At 40.3% G+C, this 19,620-nt stretch carries 17 protein-coding genes and 1 riboswitch; of the genes, 3 read left to right on the top strand and 14 right to left on the bottom strand.

The features are described 5' to 3' along the window. Positions 1-11: 11 nt before the first annotated feature. The 6 genes from ACZ5OK_RS06145 to ACZ5OK_RS06120 all read right to left on the bottom strand — a co-directional run bounded on the left by ACZ5OK_RS06145 (position 12) and on the right by ACZ5OK_RS06120 (position 7,008). Positions 12-2,045, bottom strand: a complete 2,034-nt coding sequence (locus tag ACZ5OK_RS06145) for a chemotaxis protein CheA (RefSeq protein ID WP_343840198.1) — start codon at positions 2,043-2,045, stop codon at positions 12-14. Positions 2,046-2,080: 35 nt separating this feature from the next. Beyond that, entirely contained in the window at positions 2,081-2,581 is a 501-nt protein-coding gene (locus tag ACZ5OK_RS06140) for a chemotaxis protein CheX (protein ID WP_343840196.1), read from the bottom strand. Between the two features lie 44 nt (positions 2,582-2,625). Next, positions 2,626-2,729, bottom strand: a riboswitch (cyclic di-GMP riboswitch). Positions 2,730-2,856: 127 nt separating this feature from the next. After that, complete coding sequence (locus tag ACZ5OK_RS06135) at positions 2,857-3,489, bottom strand: response regulator transcription factor (protein ID WP_343840194.1); 633 nt, start codon at positions 3,487-3,489, stop codon at positions 2,857-2,859. 112 nt (positions 3,490-3,601) lie between these two features. Continuing rightward, positions 3,602-5,296, bottom strand: a complete 1,695-nt coding sequence (locus ACZ5OK_RS06130) for a methyl-accepting chemotaxis protein (protein WP_343840191.1) — start codon at positions 5,294-5,296, stop codon at positions 3,602-3,604. A 452-nt stretch (positions 5,297-5,748) separates the two neighbouring features. After that, a complete protein-coding gene (locus ACZ5OK_RS06125; protein ID WP_343840189.1) occupies positions 5,749-6,270 on the bottom strand; it encodes a type 1 glutamine amidotransferase domain-containing protein in 522 nt (173 codons plus the stop codon). A 183-nt stretch (positions 6,271-6,453) separates the two neighbouring features. After that, entirely contained in the window at positions 6,454-7,008 is a 555-nt protein-coding gene (locus ACZ5OK_RS06120; protein ID WP_343840186.1) for an HD domain-containing protein, read from the bottom strand. A gap of 362 nt (positions 7,009-7,370) precedes the next feature. Here ACZ5OK_RS06120 and ACZ5OK_RS06115 point away from each other — a divergent pair, with 362 nt between their 5' ends. Together ACZ5OK_RS06115 and ACZ5OK_RS06110 are read left to right on the top strand one after the other, a co-directional pair. Next, positions 7,371-7,553: a hypothetical protein gene (locus ACZ5OK_RS06115; protein ID WP_343840183.1), complete on the top strand. Its 183-nt coding sequence runs from the start codon at positions 7,371-7,373 to the stop codon at positions 7,551-7,553. A 2-nt stretch (positions 7,554-7,555) separates the two neighbouring features. Next, complete coding sequence (locus ACZ5OK_RS06110) at positions 7,556-9,025, top strand: sodium:solute symporter family protein (RefSeq protein WP_343840180.1); 1,470 nt, start codon at positions 7,556-7,558, stop codon at positions 9,023-9,025. A gap of 86 nt (positions 9,026-9,111) precedes the next feature. On the opposite strand, the gene ACZ5OK_RS06105 is transcribed toward ACZ5OK_RS06110, so the two are convergent. The 5 genes from ACZ5OK_RS06105 to ACZ5OK_RS06085 all read right to left on the bottom strand — a co-directional run bounded on the left by ACZ5OK_RS06105 (position 9,112) and on the right by ACZ5OK_RS06085 (position 15,069). Then, the gene (locus tag ACZ5OK_RS06105) at positions 9,112-11,820 is read right to left on the bottom strand and encodes a GTP-binding protein (protein ID WP_343840177.1); all 2,709 of its coding nucleotides are present in this window, start codon (positions 11,818-11,820) and stop codon (positions 9,112-9,114) included. 182 nt (positions 11,821-12,002) lie between these two features. After that, positions 12,003-12,950 carry an MBL fold metallo-hydrolase gene (locus ACZ5OK_RS06100; protein WP_343840174.1) on the bottom strand — a complete coding sequence of 316 codons (948 nt, stop codon included), beginning with the start codon at positions 12,948-12,950 and terminating at the stop codon, positions 12,003-12,005. 126 nt (positions 12,951-13,076) lie between these two features. Continuing rightward, positions 13,077-13,316, bottom strand: coding sequence for a DUF362 domain-containing protein (locus ACZ5OK_RS06095; RefSeq protein ID WP_044160513.1), 240 nt, complete (start codon positions 13,314-13,316; stop codon positions 13,077-13,079). 168 nt (positions 13,317-13,484) lie between these two features. Continuing rightward, positions 13,485-14,183 carry an amino acid ABC transporter permease gene (locus tag ACZ5OK_RS06090; protein WP_343840168.1) on the bottom strand — a complete coding sequence of 233 codons (699 nt, stop codon included), beginning with the start codon at positions 14,181-14,183 and terminating at the stop codon, positions 13,485-13,487. Between the two features lie 10 nt (positions 14,184-14,193). Further along, positions 14,194-15,069, bottom strand: a complete 876-nt coding sequence (locus ACZ5OK_RS06085) for a transporter substrate-binding domain-containing protein (protein WP_343840164.1) — start codon at positions 15,067-15,069, stop codon at positions 14,194-14,196. A 331-nt stretch (positions 15,070-15,400) separates the two neighbouring features. On the opposite strand from ACZ5OK_RS06085, the gene ACZ5OK_RS06080 reads away from it, so the two are divergent. Further along, on the top strand, positions 15,401-16,336 hold the full coding sequence (locus ACZ5OK_RS06080; protein ID WP_343840162.1) for an NADP-dependent oxidoreductase: 936 nt from the start codon (positions 15,401-15,403) through the stop codon (positions 16,334-16,336). 70 nt (positions 16,337-16,406) lie between these two features. On the opposite strand, the gene ACZ5OK_RS06075 is transcribed toward ACZ5OK_RS06080, so the two are convergent. From ACZ5OK_RS06075 to ACZ5OK_RS06065, 3 genes are all read right to left on the bottom strand, one after another. Then, positions 16,407-17,006, bottom strand: a complete 600-nt coding sequence (locus ACZ5OK_RS06075; protein ID WP_343840159.1) for a histidine phosphatase family protein — start codon at positions 17,004-17,006, stop codon at positions 16,407-16,409. A gap of 548 nt (positions 17,007-17,554) precedes the next feature. Next, positions 17,555-18,670 (bottom strand): thermonuclease family protein, encoded by a 1,116-nt coding sequence (locus ACZ5OK_RS06070; RefSeq protein WP_343840156.1) that lies wholly within the window; start codon positions 18,668-18,670, stop codon positions 17,555-17,557. A gap of 212 nt (positions 18,671-18,882) precedes the next feature. Next, positions 18,883-19,497, bottom strand: a complete 615-nt coding sequence (locus ACZ5OK_RS06065) for a PH domain-containing protein (protein WP_343840154.1) — start codon at positions 19,495-19,497, stop codon at positions 18,883-18,885. Positions 19,498-19,620: the final 123 nt, after the last annotated feature.

Below are 19,620 nucleotides of genomic sequence, written 5' to 3'. Positions count from 1 at the left end.
TCCTCCTTCTATCATTTAATTAATGCATTTGGATCAATAATGAGTGAAATGCTTCCATCACCAAGGATTGTAGCTCCGGAAATGGCAAACACATCTTTAAAGTAATTTCCAAGTGATTTAAGTACGACCTCTTTTTGTCCCATAAAATGATCAACAATTAATCCGGTCAGCTTATCTCCCTTTTTCACAACAACAATGGCTTCATCCTGATTTCCGTTTTGTTCTGTTTCTTCTGTTCCGGGTACTTCAAAGACTTCCTGGATCGATACAAGAGGTACCACTTTTCCTCTAAAGTCCATAACAGCCTGTCCATTTACCGACATCTTTTCTTCAGGTTTAAGCATAACCGTCTCTTCGATAAATGAGAGCGGAATCGCATAGGTTTCACGCTCCACATTGACCAGCATTGCCGAAAGAATCGACAGGGTTAATGGAAGCTGAATCGTAAATTTACTGCCATTGTCAGGAACAGATGTAGTAAAGATTTGTCCACCCAAGGACTCAATGGTATTTTTCACAACATCCAGGCCTACCCCACGTCCGGATATATCTGAGACCTGTTCTGCCGTACTAAAACCTGAGGAAAAGATTAAAGGATAGACTTCTTCATCAGATAGCTTTTCAGCCTCTTCTTCTGTTACAATACCGTTTTTGATTGCTTTTTCCACAACTTTATCCCGGTTAATTCCGGCACCATCATCTTCAATTTCTATGTAAACATGGTTGCCATTATGGTATGCCTTGAGCTGAAGATGTCCCTCCTCCGTCTTACCTTTTTCCCGGCGTTCCTGAGGAGATTCAATACCATGATCCACTGAATTTCGAATTAAATGAACCAATGGATCTCCAATTTCATCGATAACCGTACGATCTAATTCAGTCTCGGCTCCACTGATTTCAAGTTCAATCTTTTTATCCAGATCTTTGGAAAGACCGCGAATCATACGAGGGAATCGATTAAACACCTGCTCGATTGGCACCATACGCATCGTTAGCATCATATTTTGCATATCCTTAGATACCCTAGACATATGTTCAACTGTTTCGATCAGCTCACTATGACCGATTTTGCTGGATAACTCCTCCAAACGGCCCCGATCAATAACGACTTCCTCAAACAGGTTCATTAAATGGTCGATACGGTCAATATTGACTCTTATTGATTTGGACTGCGTTTGCCGTTTCGGCGACTGTTGTTGCTTCTGTTCTTCTTTTACCTCTTTCTGTTTTTCCTGAGGTTCATTTTCTCTATGAATCTCTTTCTTTTCATCATTTGGCATATGTACATGAGAGTCTTCCAAGGGTGTACCTTCAACCTGTTTAATCTCAGATATTTTCATAATTTTATCTTTAACACTGTCCAGGGTTTCCTGTGTTAAAAGAACGACAGAAAACTGGTCATTAAAATCCTCTTCTTCCAACTCTTCAACAGAAGGGGAGGTCTTGATGACTTCACCTGAATCCTCCAGGACCTCAAAGACCATGAAAACACGAGCCTGTTTCAGCATACAATCCTCATTAAGGGTAACGGTTATTTGAAAAGCATGATAACCCTGATCTCTGGCCTGATCAATAACGGTTTTTTGGTATTCATCAATTTCCAGATTCTCCAGCGTATCGGCTGTACCTGTTGCTTCTTGATCTCCATTTGATGTTTCAGGCTGCTCACCTTTCTCAATGGCTTCCAGTTGATGAACTAATTGGGAGACATCCTTTTTTCCGTCCCCGCCTGAGGCAATAGACTCTACCATTTCTTCTAATGTTTCCAGGCAGCTGAATAGGATATCTATTAGATCTGTTGCCACAGCAAGCTGATGATTGCGAATTAAATCCAGAACGTTTTCCATTTTGTGGGTTAACGATGATATGTCTTCATACCCCATCGTTCCAGCCATGCCTTTAAGTGTATGTGCCGAACGGAAAATTTCTCCTACGATAGTCGTATCCTCAGACTCTTTCTCCAGTTCGAGCAGATGATCATTGATTGCTTGTAAGTGTTCACGACTTTCGTCTAAAAACACTTCAATATATTGATTTGTATCCATTTCACTCCTCCTAACCAGATGATAATCAACCTATTCTAAGAATCAAGCAGTAAATAAATCGTAAATTCTTCTGACTCATTTATTAGTATCGGTATCTGGAGCCCTTTTCTAAAGCCTTTTAAAGAGGTGTCTCCTTCCATTATCGTTGGAGAGGTTATATCTGTATGTGTCCCTGACTCTTCTGCATTGGTGGACATTCCGCCTGCAATCATATTCCCCAGTTCTCCACTAAACGATGAAAGCATTTCCCCTTCTAAACTCATTCCATACATACTCTCTCCTAAAGAGCCAAAAAGTGATGCCGATCCCGCTAAGACAAGTGATCCTTTTATTTCTCCGGTAATCCCAATCAGTACTCCAAATTCCAACTCTAAAGGTTCCTCGTGTAATTGAGGTGTACCGATATCTATATTTAAAGGAATCACGCTCCTGACCGATTGTATCGTGCCATTCAGGATGTTTGTTACAGATTCAGTACTCTTCGCATCCGTTGTCGTCATAACTTTACCTACTTTCTTTTCCACTAAAATTTTCATAAAAAAAGGCTACTCACAAACGTTGAATAGCCAAAAAGATAATACTTGGCAGCCTGGCAATCATCATTCTTTCAGTTCATAACCCCAAAAGAATATTAGACCCTGAGCTTTGCGTCCTAACCTTTCGGAAAGTTTGCCTTTTTCGATGTGTATATGAAACATGTATACTAGTTATATCGTCATACAATAGGGAAGTATTTAGAATTCTGAAGATAAAAATTTTCCAAAATGAAAATCCGTAATTTTCAGTCTACTCCAAGCTGTATGCAAGGTTTCTAAAGCACAAACCACTTGTTTCTAATCGCCGTCAGAACAGCATTGGTACGGTCCTCCACTTCCAAGGTTCTTAAGATAGAACTTACATAAATTTTAACCGTTTTTTCTGTGATAAATAAAAATTTTGCTATTTCCTGATTTTTGTATCCTTTTGTAAGCAGTTCAAGCACTTCCCATTCGCGCTTTGAAAGGACTCCAACAGGACGGGGCTTAGCATGATTATGAAGACGGGAATAATCATTTAAAAAGATCTGGTTAATTTCAGGATGGACATATCGCTTCCCATTAATGATTGTCTGGATTGCATACGTCAGCTCCTCTTTTTCCATACCATTAAAAAAGTACCCATTCAGATTTAACTTTAATAGATTAAAAAGGTCCGGATTATCTAATGTTGAAAACCAGACGGCGATTTTTATATTCTGACTTTTATAGAAATCAATGATTGTGGATTCATCCATATTCGTGTCTAAATCTATAATTAATAAGGTTATACTTTCATAATCATTTTGTAATGTTTCCTGATCTTCAGGCCCATAAGCCGTAAATTCAATTGTTGGAAAGAGGCTTTTTAACTCATGCACTAATATATCTCTCATTAAAGACGGTTCTTTTAATAATGCAATTCTCATGATGTCACCTCCGAATGATATATTCTATATTAACAAGAATCCTTCTTAAATAGTTCGGTGGAATCATGGGAAGAAAGCCAAAAATCCCCTTTCCATAGAATAATTAGCTATTTTACAGCTTAAACTGGTTGACCAGACCGTTTAATTCTTCCGCCAATTTTGATAGTTCCATAGAGCTTGCCGATATTTCATCCATTGAACTATTCGTTTGCTGGGCAGATGCTGAGGTCTGTTCCACACCAGCAGCTGTCTCCTCTGATACAGAAGCAATCTCTGAAATGGAAGCGTTCATGTCATCACTCGTCCCAGCGATTTGTGACAGATGTTGGGACACGGTTTCTATACTTTGAACCATTTCTTCCACTGAATGGTTAATGTTTTCTAACGTTTCCCCTGTTCTTTGAATCTGTGTTGTTCCATTTTCAACCTCAGAGTATCCATTTTCTAAAGCTTCCACCACATTTGTTGTTTCTGTTTGTATCCCATCAACGATACCTGTGATCTCCGTTACCGAATGGGCTACTTGTTCAGCGAGTTTCCTTACTTCATCTGCTACTACGGCGAATCCTTTTCCATGTTCGCCAGCACGAGCGGCTTCGATAGCAGCATTTAAAGCTAATAAATTCGTTTGCTCGGCTACATCCTGAATAACCGTCACCAATTTAGAAATTTGTTTTGATTTCGTATCCAATCCGTCTACTTTTTCTACGGCTTCTTTAACAATTTGATCGATATTGGACATTTCTTCCACGGATTGCTCCATCAGTTTTTGTCCATCGACGGTCATTTTCAAAATTTCGTTAGAAGAATTATGGATTTTTTCACCGTTGGAATAGGCTTCCTGTACTTTTCCAGTAAAGGAATTTGAATGGGAAGCAAGTTCACTGGCTTTGTTGGCCTGACTTTCTGAGCCTGAAGCAATTTCTTCCATCGTACTTGCAATCTGCTCTGAACCATTTTTCACTTCATTTGCCGATTGGGAGAGTTCTTCACTATGCGACGTAACTGTTCCTGAAACCTCATTGATTTTTTGCAGTAACTCCCTTGTCTGTCCATTCATTTGGTTCGTAGCTTCAATCAGCTGGCCAATTTCATCCTTATATGGATTATTTAAATCTTCATGGCTTAAGTCTCTGTCAGTTATAGTCTGCATCCTATCCACAACGAGCTTTATTGGATTCGTAATCTTCCGGGCTGTAATGAATGCAGCCAGAACTCCAACAATGACAATGATTCCAGCGACAATCAATCCTAAGGTGGCCATTTGCTCACCATTGGCCTGAATCTGCTCACCCTTATTCTGAATAACTTCCTCACGATTATTCGCCAGTGTTTCGAAACCGTCCATCAGCTCCCGTGCAAGCGGCTGAACCTCCTCGCTCATAATGTTCATTGCAGCTTGTTTGTTGCCATTGTCGTACTCCTTAAAAACCTTATCTGTTAAGGTTCCCCATTCAATTTTTTGATCAATCAATTCTTTTGCCTTTTCGGAATCAGATAACTCCAACACCCGATTTTCTAATGTAATACTTTCTTCTATGTATGAATCAAAACGCTCTCTATATTGCTCATCTTCATATAACAAAAACCCACGAATTAATGCAGTTCTCTCTGCCATGTTAAAAGCAATCTTTTCATCTGCAATTAATAAAGTCATTTGCTCTTCCATAATTTCATCAATTTCCTGATTAGATTGGTAAGTCGAATATATATTGAACCCCGCTAAAACGAGAACCAATAGCATAATTAATGAAAAACCAAGCAAAATTTTGGTTCGTAACTTTTTAATTTGAAATCTTTTACTCATTATTTTCACCTCTACCATTCTTCAGCTGTTCGTTAGCCGATATCTAAATTTTGTGCGATTTGAAAATATAAAAATCCTTAAAAAGAAAAAATTCTACCTTTATGGCAGATGATATCCAAAATCCACAATTATAATGGACTGTGGTTTATAGGAAAATATTTGAACCTATGGCAACGCTATTTTTTAATGGAATAAATTTTCAAAAAAGACACAAAAAGTATCATAATCTATATCTGTAGTCACAGTCAATGACAGATTTGTGAAATTACACAATAATTTTTTACTATTAGTTTGGAATTAAAATACATTTTTATATATTAATAGTCCTGTTTCAATTGTATGCAATGGCGAAAATAACTATTTTGGAAAAATATATTTACACAGAGGCAATGAAATAAAGAGCAAAAAATTCCCCCGGAAGAAAAACTCCCGGGGGATCTATACTTTAACAATTATTCACTTTCAAGAACCTTAAGTGCTTCTCGGTTAAATGCTGGAATATCATCCGGCTGACGGCTGGTTACCAGCTGGTTACAGCATACAACAACTTCTTCATCCACGAAGTTTACACCTGCATTTTCAAGATCAACTTGAATAGACTTGTATCCAGTCGCTTTACGTCCATCAAGGGTTTTCGCCGTAATCAATAGCTGGGGACCATGACATATTGCGAAAACCGGCTTCTTTTCATCCATAAAGTGTTTACTGAAGGTAACAAACCGCTCATCGTCACGTAATATATCCGGTGAAAAGCCCCCTGGTATTAATAAGGCATCAAAATCTTCAGGCTTCACATCATCAATAGAAGCATCAATTTCCACTTTTGCTTCTCCTTGTTTCCCGGTTACAGAGGTTCCTTTTTCCTTTTCAATAACCGTTAGCTCATGACCTGCTTCTCTCAATGCTTTTGCAGGCTCTGTATATTCCACATCCTCAAACATATTTGTAAGTAAAACGGCTACTTTTTTACCCATAAGTGGTCCACTCCTTTTCGTTAACGTATGATGTGGTGATAGCTAAAATGCATCTATCATCCACTTTCAATTGTAAGATTCCTCTATTCCCCAGTCAATTTACCTGCCTATAAACCACAAGCGACAGCGCCATTTATGCAGCTGGCGGCCATAAAAAGGCAGACCCTCGCCTGCAACTTGTTCTTAGCTTTCATTATCTATGCCAATGGAAATTTTCTCAGTATAGTTTCCTGAATCCAGATCAATTTTCTCATCCAGTGTTTTAATCAGCTGCCGTTCTTTTTCCTGATTGATATTTCGGTAATGATGCAAATCGCCGGGCTGCTTATCCTTTTCGTCTGCCAGGTGCACAACTTTCTGTAAAGAATTTAACTCAAATTGACCTTCTGGCAGTGCTGATTCCGTGTGAAATAAAATGGCATGGGAAATCTCTTTTGCTGCCTTTTTATCTTCTCCTAACCGAACCAGTAGTTTGTGTGCACGCTCAGCCCCTTTAATAGGGTGTATATCACAGTCCCGATATAATTCATAATCCCATTCTCCATTACGAAACCATGTATAATGGCCAATATCATGCAAAAATCCGGCTTTTGCAGCCCAATCCGGATTTGCATCGTATTTATGAGCCAGATTGAACGCATGGGAGGATACAGATATCGCATGGGCCATTCCCGCACGTCTCACATATTTTTGCGCAATTGGATGCTCATAAATCATTTGTAAGGTCACATATCGCATCATGAACATCCCCTTTCTATAAAGTGAAACTTCCATCAGTAGGGGCTTTCTCCATCACCACTGATGGTTAGTTGAACTTATCAGGAATTAACTGGCCGTTTATCCCCACTTAGTCTTGTTGGGGTACCCTGAAGTCTTGAAGTGGGGGTATTACGGCCGGTTAATACGTAATAAATTATTGGATATGTTATCACGTTTACAAGGTCACTTCAATTGATTTGAACCATTTTTCAGGAAGTTCTTTGCCTTTCTTAAAAAGGAGGAAATAACCCATCGCACTGTTCAAAATATTGTCACTTTATTCTATAATGGAGGGTGGCAGCAGCCTGGAAATATTTCAACGTACTGGGAGGTGATTACACATGGCGTCCTCAGAGCGAAAATGGGCCCTGGTTATTTTAATAACTGTGTTACTGGCCTACATTCTTCCTTATACAATATTCACTAATGTGTCAGCCTGGTATGGAAGTTTTCTGCTATGGACAGGATTAACGATTGTCATCATTGGGGTGAACTATTTTATTACAAAGGATTGGGGTAAATAACCATGACAACGACTTATGTATGGTCAGCTATCGTCATCTACATTATTCTGGCGTTATTCATTGCTTTTTTATCAAGGCGAGGAAAACAGACCACCATGGACAGCTACTTCCTTGGTAATCGAAAATTAAACGGGTTTGTTTCTGCACTAAGCTATAGTGCTACCACCTACAGCGCATTTATGCTGGTTGGTTTAGCCGGTCTTACATATAACGGTGGCGTCGGAGCATTAGGGTTTGAACTCATCTATCTGATCGGCGTATCTTTAGTTGCATTTTTTGGACCAAGATTCTGGTTAGCAGGGAAAAAATACGGGTACGTTACCCCCTCGGAAATGTTAGGCGATCGTTATCAGAACAAACTGGTTGCTGTTGTCGTTTCCCTGTCAAGCTGTCTCTTCTTAATACCTTACAGCGCCGTTCAATTATCCGGTGTCGGCTACTTGTTACAAGGTGTGACGAATAATGCCATTCCTTTTACTACAGGTGTCGTGATCGCAACTTTGTTAGCGATTGTTTATTCCTATATTGCCGGAATCCGTTCTGTTGCTTGGACAGATGCTCTGCAGGCCTTGTTTATGGTCATCACATCAACCATCGTTGTGCTTATCATTATCAATCGTTTAGGTGGTTTTGACGGCTTCTTTCATACTCTTGAAACAGAACGCAGCGAACTGTTGACTGTTCCAGGAAACGGCTACTTCAGTTTCACTACCTTTTTAGGATTAACGATCCCGTGGTTTTTCTTCAGTCTATCGAATCCACAGGTCAGTCAGCGTCTGTTTATGCCGGCATCCCTCAAAAGTCTCCGTACGATGTTAATGGGATTTTTAGGGTTCGGATTGATTTACACGTTAGTTTCAGTCATTTGGGGTTTTACGGCAAGCCTCCAATTTCCTGATTTATCAAACGCAGACTTAGCTACACCAACGCTTTTATCCTCTGACCTAGTTCCACCTGTTTTAGGTGTGATCGTGATGGTCGGAATTATGGCAGCAGCCATTTCAACAATAGATTCCATACTCCTCACATTATCGTCTTTATTTGCTCGTGATGTGTATGGGAATGTGAAGAAAAACACAAGTGACCAGATGCAGCTTCGAATCGGGAAATTGGTTATACCAGTAATCGCAGTCCTTGCCTTTTTATTTGCACAAATGGAATTGAACCTGATTGCAGTATTGTCTGTATCATCCTCGGCCGGACTACTGGTTGTCGTTCCAGCAATCATCGGCACCTTTTTCTGGAGCAAAGGAACTGCTGCCGGGGTACTAACAAGTGTAATCGCAGGTAGTTTTTTGGTTATCATGCTCGAAGTTTCACAAACAACTCCTTTTGGACTCGCTTCAGGAATATGGGGGCTACTCATTTCCAGCCTCTTATTTTTGATCGTTAGTTTATTAACGAAAGCCCCCAAGAAAAAAGCGCATGAATTTTTGGGATATATTAAAAATGAATTGAGGAAGAAAACCTGAAAAATGTGCGGATCAACATCAGGTCCGCCCATGGTTTATTTTTGACAGCCAAAGATATGAAGCGGTTGTTTTAGATACGTTTATGATTACATGCTTCTGTAACGGCTTCGATTTGTCAGCCATTCAAACTGAAGAACACGTAATTTAAACAATGTAAGAGGATCACGATAGGTCTCCGGATTTTTTCTCATATTGTTAAGCTCCTCATTCGTTCTTTCGATCAGCTCTTGAGTTTCCGTTAAGGCTTCATTTAGTACTTCATAGGGCTGAGTAAAAAATGTTCCCACATCCCAATCCAGAGAATGCTCAAACAGTTCAAACTGCTGCATGAACTCGTCTGAGATCGCCTTAACCGTCCCGCTGTAATCCTTACTTTCAATAGAATTCTTAAATCTTGCCTCAAGCTTTTCCTTATCCTGTCTGATCACATCAAACAGCTTTCCTGCGCCCTTCCATAAAATCTGTGAAGAAGCCGACCGTTTCAATATATTCCGGTTTTCAATCTGTAAACTTCCTCTTGTCATTCGATGGATATCCCGTTTCCAGTCTTGAAGGATTTTAAAATCACCATTTAGCGAAATCTTTTGCTCAAAAAATTGACGGTTAAGGTCCTCACTTAGTTCATCTAAATCATCCTGAAGATTCTTAAAATCCTCTTCATTATCCCTAATCCATCCTTGCAGGTCTCTATGAAAGGCAGGTAAAATTTCATCCTTCACATAATACACAACTCGTTTATTCATTTCAGCATTCACTTCATCATGGATATTTTCAAAATTGGAATCTTCATCCACGATCTCAGAACTGTTTCTTAATAATTCCGGAATCCTGGATTCAAGCTTTTGACGTATATTCTCCTTCATTTTCCGATAGCTATCTTTCATATTCTTTATTTTCGTATCTTCAATATGGTTCACCTTTTTAAGGGCATCATTAATTTTGGCACGGGTTTCATTGTTCCATTTCATTTCGTCCATCAGGGAACTTTCCATTTCTACTTGTTGATCAAGCAGATAGGTAATGGTTTGTTTCACAAAGTGCAGGAGTTTTCTCGTACGTTTTTCTTTTCTGTTTTCTTCATGGGTGATCATCCTTATGAAGGAAGACATTTCCTCTACCCCTGTTTCCTGACTGAAATCGTTCAATATCCTGGCATTTGGAAAGTACGTATGAATTCTTGATATGGTTTTCGTTTTTATTTCCTGATTATGAATGCGATGTCCATGTTCACTTGAAAGAAGGAAGTGAATCGCAAGTTCCGGCACCTCTTCCGCAAGTGTTACGGCCATATCCAATTCCTCGGGGGTAAGGGGTGAATCAATATCTATTGTGAATAGTAAACTGTCCGCAACCTGAAGATAAGGCAGCATTTCCTTATGTTTTGCAGTTCCGGGATAAATCAAAGCCAGATGATGGGTATTCAAAAATGGTGCCGGTACCTGGTAATCGACCATCGCTATTTGACTTTGTGCTTGCTCCTGATTGTCTTCCAGATTTTCTATATTTTGCACCTTATCTTCAGTAATGATCTGAATATTGGTATCCTCAGCATCCCTTACAAAAACAGTAGCAGAGGCGGTTTCCCCGATAAGCTCCTGTTGAAGAAACTGGTTGACAACGGTTCTTCTCCCCTCAACTGATGTACCCCAAATCATCAAACGGTGCTCGTTTAAATCTGCCAATTGCTGGACGAGCTTCTCTGCACGAGCATCCAGGGCTACTCCTTTATCCTGTGCCCAGTTCAGCAAGGTTTCGAAAAGCTGAAGACACTCATCTAAAACATTTTCATAGTCAGGGGATTCACTCACCCTGTGCTCAGCCCGTCGAACGACTGTATCATCAATGTCAGCCGGAAACATCTCATTCCAGGCGAGAACGGCTGAACCTGCGAATAGATCATCTGAAGGTGTGGACAGATGTATCCAGTTCGTTAAGTAGTTTGGTAGTAAAGGAGATAAGTCCTTAATGAAATAAGTACCCTCCAGCAGCTTCAAAAAGCTCTCTTTGTATAAAGGCGATAGCGTGCGCCACATATGATTTTGACCCTTTTCCATATTCAGCAGCCATTTGTTCATTTCCATCAGCCAGGAAAAGTAAAAATCGGTTTGCTTGTAACTTTTCCATAATGCGGCCGTCAGACTTTCAAACCTAGCCAGCTGAATGGAATAAAGGGTTTTTAACACTTCTGTAAAATAATGAGGCTCAAAAGCGATCGTATGCCCGGCTTCTGCATACCCTTCAATGATTTCAAACCAATATAAAGACTCTGTTCGCAAAGCCTCATTTACAGCAAGATGAAGGGCCTCCTTCCATTCCTTACGTTCTTCAAAAAATGCTCTGGCCATATCCGTCACATCAGGATAATCCGGATCCAGCTCAACCGCCTTTTTAATCGTATCCATGGCTTTGTCTAACTGATTCAGCTGTATGTATAATGAAAATAGCTGCAATAGAATCTCTGACTTTAACCCATTTGAATCTGTTTCAACAGCTTTATAGTATTCCTCTGCAATCGGCAGTAATCCAAGTTCAAAATGGGCATCGCCAAGATTTTTTTGTGCCCATGGCTGCAGTTCATTCGAAACATTTTCCCACTTCAGGATCGCTGATTCGTAGTCATCATTAAGATAATAAACCTCTCCCTGAGCAAATCGAATAGCGGACAGCTCCGGAATGTCACTTTTATGCTCATTTAAATACATTTCTCCCAGTACTTTAATGGGATGCACATTTTGGACGCCATCCATAAACGTCTGATAATACGTTTTATTAATCAACTGTTCCTCAATTGTCATTTTAATCCCTCGCTGTACACACATTGTGCCATAATAAAATCTATACACTTCACACATTTTACAGAACAAAAAATTGCTCTACTTACAATAATCGATGTGAATGAAATTTTTATGAGGATAATAGAAGGATTAAACGTAAAAAAGCCCAATCCGTAATTGGCTTTGGGCTCTTCTTTATTCATTTATGATTTTTTCTTTAAATAGTCCACAATCCCCATCGCACAGACCTGCATATCCATATTTAAGTACTGATATACTTCATGATCCCGGGAAAGTCCCTGTTCATCCAGGTATTGACCTATTTCATTCAGCAATCCCTCCGCTACAGCTCCTCCCTTTTCTTTATCAGGGGCATCAGCCAGATCAGAATAAATCTGTTCACCAATTTCCATAAACTTCGGAAGCCAGTAGCGCATCTGTTCATATACATGCTGCGGGTTTGCCGATTGACCATAATGCCCAAAATTTATCGCATCAACATCAAGCTTTTCTATTTTTTCAAGGGAGTTCATCATAGCTGCAGGGTCGAACTGATTGGGAGAAGTTGTCGGGAGTATAAATTCTAATGGTGTTTTCGGGTAGAGTATACCGATTGTATCGCCGGTAAATATTCCATTGTTGTAGGAATCGTGGATGGAAAAATGGTGTTTGGCGTGCCCAGGTGTATCATAAAACGTTAACGTACGATTTTTCCCAATCTGAAGGGTTTCCCCATCCTCCTTCACCATCAGTCTGTCCTCAGGTACAGGAACAATAGGGTCAAACAACTGTTCAAACAAATCTCCATATACCATCTTCGCCCCCGCTATTAATCTGGAGGGATTAGCAAGATGTCGTTTGCCTTTCGGATGGACCACAACAGTAGCATTTGGGCACTTTTCCAGAAAAACCCCAGCCCCGCCTGCATGATCAAGATGAATATGGGTCACAATGATATAGTTCACTTCCTCAGGTTCAATGTCCAATTCTTTCAGCCCCTCTAAGAGATGGGGAACGGAAGGACTGGCACTCGTTTCAATAATTGTCAGTTTCTCATCATGCAAAACAAAAGAACCTGTCCGCTTCTCCAGGTTTAAGTCGTACAAATCAATCAGACTTGTTTTAGGATCTAACTCTATTGGCTTTGTCATCTTCATAACACCTCTTTATACATCTATTTCTCTATCATTATTTCAACAGAGAATTGAATATACCTGCTTAAAAAAGAGTGTATCTCCACTGGGAAGACACACTCCTTCACTCCAATTTATACAATTTTACCGGTTTGCAAAAAATTCTTCCGCTTTCTTTAAATAAACCTCTTGGTCAGGTGTCATATCAAACTCTTCCACAATTGCATCAACAGGACAGACAGCTACACAGGCACCGCAGTCGATGCAAATATCCGGGTCTATGTAAAATTGATCCTTACCTTCTTCAATACATTCGACAGGACAGACTTCTACGCACTCTCCTGCTTTCTCCTCCTGACACGGGCTTGTAATGACAAATGCCATGTAAATACCTCCTATGTTGCAAAATATGTCTTTTCTATGTTCCAGTATACGCTTTCTATCGATATAAATCTAATCTTTTAAACATAAAAAGTAACACAATTACGATGAACCAAATAAAGACCCGGAATAAACAAGTTTGAAATAACCTGTATATTCCGGGTTTTAAAATCAGGTTTGGATATACCGGCTAAAACGCTTTTCCAGCCGTTCCTGAAAGGCAGAAATAACGATACATAATGACCAGTAAATAAGAGCAATCAGAACATACATCGTCATATGATCATATGTCCTGCCACCCACAATTTGTGCCTTTTGGAATAGCTCGGGGACCGTAATGACTGCGGCCAGAGAACTTGCCTTTACTAAGTCCAGAAAGACATTCGTCAATGGGGGCAGGGCAATCCGCGTTGCCTGCGGAAGAATAATAGACCCCAGCGTTTTCCATTTTGTTAAACCTAAGGCCTGGGCGGATTCCCACTGTCCGGATGGCACACTGTTTAACGAAGCCCGATTAATTTCCGCTATGTATGCCGCACTGTTTAATCCAAAACCGATAATGGCTGCCATATAGGCGGATAATTCAATTCCTGCATACGGAAGCCCATTATATAAAATAAACAGAAAGACAATAATGGGGGTTCCCCGCATAAAGGAAATATAGAGACGCACCGGCCATCTTAAAAGAATAGTTTTAGAGTTTCTCCCCAATGCAAGAAACAACCCAAGGATTAAACCAATACCCATAGCAACAAAGGAAACGGCAATGGTCATCGGCAGCCCTCCCAAAACAAAAGGAAGGCTGTCTATCGCCAACTTCGGATCAAAAAGGTTACTGACATCAAATTCAGTGATATTAATTTCCATCATGAAAAATCACCTATAGGTCAAGTCCTTCAATTTCTTTAATCTCTTTGTCAGGAGGTGTTGACGCATCTTTTCCACCAAAGAACTGCTCTGAAAGCTCTTTTAACGTTCCATCCTCACGCATTTCCGTCAAAACCTGATTGATTTTCTCATGGAAAACCTCGGCATCTTTTTGCATGACCAGGGCCTGCTCTGATGGATGGAAACGCAGGTCAGGATGCAGGGTTACATCAATTTCCGGCAGCGCCTCTAACGCCAGACTTTGTAGGTAATAATCATTCATAACTAAATCTGTACGTCCATTTTCAACATCCCGTAAATATACATCATTTGTAACATTTGTGTAGGTTTTTATTTCAGCTCCGAAATGCTTGGCAATTTGACTGAATACGGTTGTAGCACCACCGCCAGCTATTTTCCCTTCCAAATCCTCCAGTGTTTGTATACCGGATAAATCATCTTCCCTGACAATCATTGTTGCATAGGAATACTTATATGGCTCACTGAAAGCAAAATTCTTTTGGCGTTCATCAGTAATTTCAATGTCATTTGCGACTAAATCAATTCTGCCACTATCCACTGAAGATAGCATAGAGTCAATTCCCATAATTTCAAAAGAAACATTTAAATCAAGACGCTTGGCCATCTCTTTGACGATTTCCACATCATAACCAGTGATCTTATCGGAGTCCTCAGGATAATAGGATGCAGGATACAATGTTCCTGACGTCCCAACGACAATCTCACCAGCTTCCTGAATTTCTTCCCATTTATTTGAAGGCTCTGATTTTTCTTCTTCGCCTCCATTACTTTCCCCTTCCGTATTTCCACATGCAGTCAAAATCAAAAGACCGATGAAGAACGTCACCGCTAAAATTTTCCGTTTCACACGCTCAACCCCTTCTTGTTTCATAATTTAAACATTTTAAAATATAACAGATTATTATTCTTGTTTCAATAATCCATTTTCCTGTAATAGTTCTTTTAAGAGTCTGTTATACAATCGGTTTATAAAAATGATTCGAAGGTCTTATGTATTTTTACAAATGATCCCTCCATTAACCAATAATCCATTTTATTATGATTAATTGGTAGACATTCTCACTAAAATGAATTGGATAGCGAATGATTTGCTGACTAGCAATCGTATAAGATAGCATATAATATAAAAAATAACCTTATACTTTATCAGTATCTATATCAACAGGAGGTTAACATTCATGAAAGCAGTGGTTATTGAAGAATATGGCGGAAGAAATCAATTAAAAATGAAAGAAATTCCTAAACCGGAAATCGGGGAACACCAGGTACTAGTGGAGATGTATGCTACTTCCATTAATCCAATTGATTGGAAAGTGAGAGAGGGTTACCTGAAGGAAGGGCTGCCATTTGAATTTCCAGTTATTTTAGGCTGGGATGCAGCTGGAGTAATCACAGAAACAGGTTCGAAAGTGACAAAATTTCAGATTGGAGATGAAGTATTCGCCCGCCCGGACACAACCGCAAAAGGTACATACGCTGAGTATACAGTCGTTGATGAGCATTTACTTGCACCCAAACCAAAAAACCTCGATTTTAAAGAGGCTGCTTCCGTACCCTTAACCGGACTAACTGCCTGGCAGTGCCTTGTCGATTTCTCAAATATCAATAAAGGGAACAAAGTCCTTATTCATGCAGGGGCTGGAGGAGTCGGAAGCTTTGCCATTCAAATTGCCAAGCATTTTGGTGCCTATGTCGCTTCTACGGCAAGCGGGAAAAACGAGGACCTTTTAACGGAACTAGGCGTTGATGAGTTCATTAATTATAAAGAGCAAAACTTCGAGGATATCCTTCATGACTATGATATTGTGGTGGACACCCTCGGCGGTGAAATCATGGATAAGAGCTTTCAAGTGCTGAAAGATGGGGGTAAGCTGGTTTCAATAGCTGGCAATCCCGATGAGGAAAAAGCGAAAGCCCGGAATATAAAAGCTGGTTTTCTCTGGCTTGAGCCTGACGGAGAACAGCTTGATCAATTAGGAAAACTCATAGAAGCAGGCAAGGTAAAACCTGTAGTTGGCCATGAATTTCCTTTTTCTGAAGAGGGGATTAAAGAAGCTCATAAATTAAGCGAGACTCACCATGCGAAAGGGAAAATTGTCATTCGGATGAAATAACTTATATGAACCAGCAAAAAAAGGTTAACTCTGTTCCCAAGGTTAACCTTTTTGGTTGGCTATGATAAATTCAGATCGTATGAGTGTGAGTGTCATTCAAATGCTTTGTACAGTTATACAAAGAGCAGTCCCACTTATCATCCTTATATTCTAATATCGTAACCGATGTATGTTCCAATTCCGGCTTTTCCCATTGATTGGGAAGAAGTCTCTTTAAGGTGAGTCCAAGCAACAATCCATGACTGACAACGAGGATTCGCTTTCCTCTGTATGCAGCAGAAATCTCCTCCACAAATTCTGTCCCTCTTTTTGCTATTTCATCATCTGTCTCCATGCCAAGACCCAATTCACGCCAGTTACGGCCCCATTTCTGCAACCTTTCCTCCTCAGTTGTTCCTTCAACCTCCCCGCAGTTTTTCTCCCGGATTCTTGGATCATAGTGATGAATAGGGACTTTTATCTCCCTTCCAATGATTGAACCCGTCTCTATCGCCCTGGACAAATCACTGGTTATGATCATATCCCATTTTTCTTCCCTCGAAAGTCTTTTTCCTGCCTTTAAAGCCTGACGTTTTCCAGTCTCATTCAGAGGAACATCCGAGATTCCCTGAGCCCTGCCCGTCACATTCCACTCTGTTATGCCATGCCGGATGAAACCTATTGTTGTCATGACCTCTCCCCCAGTCAGAATATATTAAATGCACAAAAATCGATACATGGCTATCGTCCACCAGCGCCTGCGCACGCAGACTTACTCCTCACCATTTTTTGAATGTTCAAATTTAATATTTTAGGATATTTATTTGAATTTTCCTAATTATTATAGCATACCCAACTTTTTCAGACGAACAGCTTAACTTTTTTGCCCATTATTTTGAGGGCTAATGCTATATCGGTGGAATACTAGTCAATCAAGGATTTTAACCAATCAGGTGAATGCGGGCATCGCTCTAATTCCTGAGGTTATCGGGCAAAAACCAGGATTCATCCATCATTTTATGCCATTTATCAGTCGCTCCGGATTTTATCTGTCATTTTGGTGGTGATTTCCGTCTGAATTTGGAATTTATCAATTAAAATTCAGGATTTATCGGTCAAAAAATACAGGGAATCCATCTCTCATGCCGATCCATCCGCCACCACAGCCCAGGAATCCGTCAACACAATAAAAATCCCCACATCCTTTAACACTTTAAAGGATGTGGGGACAGTCCCAAACTATGGCAGGCTTTCACAGGCGAGGCCGTTGCCATCCCTGTCCAAGCGGTGTGGATCGCTGTTCGGTCCACCGGCTGCCTCGAAAAAGTTTTGTGCCTGATTATGAGTGTCGAAATCTCCGCAGTCGCGGTCCGGGCCATCAGGATCGTAAATGACCTCTCCTGATCCAGAGCCGGAGCTGCCGGAATCAGAACCGCTCGAACCCGAACCGGACCCGGAGCTCGAGCCGCCATCCGAAGAGTTTCCTGACGCTGAATCATTAAAGCCTTCCTCTGTTACATAGCCATTAATACTCCAGATTCCCCGATTGGCATTCACAGCCTTCGTTTGCGCTTTTACATAAGCGTCATAATGAGTATATGGCGGATCATATACGTAAGCGAGCCGTGCAAGGCCTTTTTCAAGAAGCAGCTGGTTAAACATTTTTCCATCAACCCAGATGTAGGCAAGCAGCCTGTCATAGTGATCCCGCTTTGGTCCATCAAATTCAACCTGGACCTGTTTTCCGGATAAAGCCTTCTTTGCAAAGGAGCTGGCTTCAGGCCCATATGGCTGAACAGGTTTACTTGGGTGAACGGTCTCCGGTGTATCTACTAACAGAAGGCGGACATCTTCTGTTTTTCCCTTATATTGAATCTCAATTGTATCTCCATCAACTACCCTCGTAACACGGGCTGATTCCAAATTTGAATTGGGAGATGGTTTATCCGATGTCTGTGACGAACCAGACGAATCCCCTGTTTCAGGATCATTGTTCACCTTTCCTTCACTGTTTCCGTTTGTTTTGTCCTGGTTTTTCTCTTGATTTGATTTTTTGTCTTTCTCGTCTGCATCCGAACTTTTATCCGCAGACTCCTTATCTTTATCCTTTTCTTCCTCGCGCTCTTTATCATCTTTTGTTTGATCAGTTTCTTCCTTCTCCTCTACATTTTCATCTTCATTCTTTTTATCAGGAGAAGTCGATTCCTCCGTTGGTCCTGGTAAAAACAGACTGAAAATAAACAAGGCCAAGCCGACTAAAAAAAGATGCTTAACATTTTTTAATGATTTCCGTTTAAATAAATACACGACGAGCATGATCGCAGCTGCCATAAACACTAACAAGCTGATACCCATAACCGCGGGACCCACAGTATCTCTCTCCTTTATGTACAATTTTCAGATTGAATTATTTTAAAGAGGTATGACGTTCTGAAAAAACATTTCAAAATATGATTTTATAAAACCCTTCTTTGTTTTTCAAGTGTCCTTCCCGGGGTGAAAATTTATTTTAACGAACCTGTTTAGTGAATAAAGAAAACCCAGCCCAAATCAGGCCGGGTCTTAGCTTATTGATTAATATACTTTTCAAACACGTCTCCAAAGTCTTTCTGGTGGAATTTTTCATGATTGGAATGGAGCCAGGAAAATCCATATTCCGTAATTTGTTTGAATTGATCAGCCAGGTTGGCATCGTTTGTACGGGAGTTTTGCAGAACATTTACAGCCTTATCAAGACTCTGTTCACTCATTTTTAACATGATTTTGTTTTCCTGAGTAGCCTCAGAAATGTACACTAATGCCTTATAAAGATCATTTAACTGCTCCAGCTGATTTTTATCTACATCGATGCTGAAATCCTGATTCCCAAGCGAGAATTTAATTTCAATATCTAAATCAACACGCCCCGCTGTTTCCAGGAGCACATTCGAAATCTGATACTGAAAATAGGGATAACGCCGAAGCGTCCGCTTGGAAGATACCGCGTTTTCACCGTCCACATGGATGAACGCCAAATTGGTAAAGCAGTACTCATCCGCTTTTGTTTTAATAAGAAAGTAGATCTTCTCATCGTCCTCATGACGAACATAATCATCCGCATCCGTTTTGTCATAATCTTTGGGCTCAATAATCTTTCCAATATCAGATAAACCCAACGCATCCGAAGCAAACTTCTTTAACATCCTTCCATTCCCCCTAACTGAATTTGAGATACACCCATCTGCATTTAAAAAGTCTACCTGATTCCCGCGTTCATTATGTAGTAGCTGCAACGGACACAGATGATGTATCTCTGGTATTATTTT

The organism is Salinibacillus aidingensis, from assembly GCF_055393355.1.
This window is presented reverse-complemented; position numbering and strand designations above follow the sequence as displayed.

Bases quoted from the DNA above. Each gene is read 5' to 3' on its own strand.
- ACZ5OK_RS06145 (WP_343840198.1), bottom strand. From the start codon at position 2,045: ATGGATACAAATCAATATATTGAAGTGTTTTTAGACGAAAGTCGTGAA.
- ACZ5OK_RS06140 (WP_343840196.1), bottom strand. From the start codon at position 2,581: ATGAAAATTTTAGTGGAAAAGAAAGTAGGTAAAGTTATGACGACAACG.
- ACZ5OK_RS06135 (WP_343840194.1), bottom strand. From the start codon at position 3,489: ATGAGAATTGCATTATTAAAAGAACCGTCTTTAATGAGAGATATATTA.
- ACZ5OK_RS06130 (WP_343840191.1), bottom strand. From the start codon at position 5,296: ATGAGTAAAAGATTTCAAATTAAAAAGTTACGAACCAAAATTTTGCTT.
- ACZ5OK_RS06125 (WP_343840189.1), bottom strand. From the start codon at position 6,270: ATGGGTAAAAAAGTAGCCGTTTTACTTACAAATATGTTTGAGGATGTG.
- ACZ5OK_RS06120 (WP_343840186.1), bottom strand. From the start codon at position 7,008: ATGCGATATGTGACCTTACAAATGATTTATGAGCATCCAATTGCGCAA.
- ACZ5OK_RS06115 (WP_343840183.1), top strand. From the start codon at position 7,371: ATGGCGTCCTCAGAGCGAAAATGGGCCCTGGTTATTTTAATAACTGTG.
- ACZ5OK_RS06110 (WP_343840180.1), top strand. From the start codon at position 7,556: ATGACAACGACTTATGTATGGTCAGCTATCGTCATCTACATTATTCTG.
- ACZ5OK_RS06105 (WP_343840177.1), bottom strand. From the start codon at position 11,820: ATGACAATTGAGGAACAGTTGATTAATAAAACGTATTATCAGACGTTT.
- ACZ5OK_RS06100 (WP_343840174.1), bottom strand. From the start codon at position 12,950: ATGACAAAGCCAATAGAGTTAGATCCTAAAACAAGTCTGATTGATTTG.
- ACZ5OK_RS06095 (WP_044160513.1), bottom strand. From the start codon at position 13,316: ATGGCATTTGTCATTACAAGCCCGTGTCAGGAGGAGAAAGCAGGAGAG.
- ACZ5OK_RS06090 (WP_343840168.1), bottom strand. From the start codon at position 14,183: ATGATGGAAATTAATATCACTGAATTTGATGTCAGTAACCTTTTTGAT.
- ACZ5OK_RS06080 (WP_343840162.1), top strand. From the start codon at position 15,401: ATGAAAGCAGTGGTTATTGAAGAATATGGCGGAAGAAATCAATTAAAA.
- ACZ5OK_RS06075 (WP_343840159.1), bottom strand. From the start codon at position 17,006: ATGACAACAATAGGTTTCATCCGGCATGGCATAACAGAGTGGAATGTG.
- ACZ5OK_RS06070 (WP_343840156.1), bottom strand. From the start codon at position 18,670: ATGGGTATCAGCTTGTTAGTGTTTATGGCAGCTGCGATCATGCTCGTC.
- ACZ5OK_RS06065 (WP_343840154.1), bottom strand. From the start codon at position 19,497: ATGTTAAAGAAGTTTGCTTCGGATGCGTTGGGTTTATCTGATATTGGA.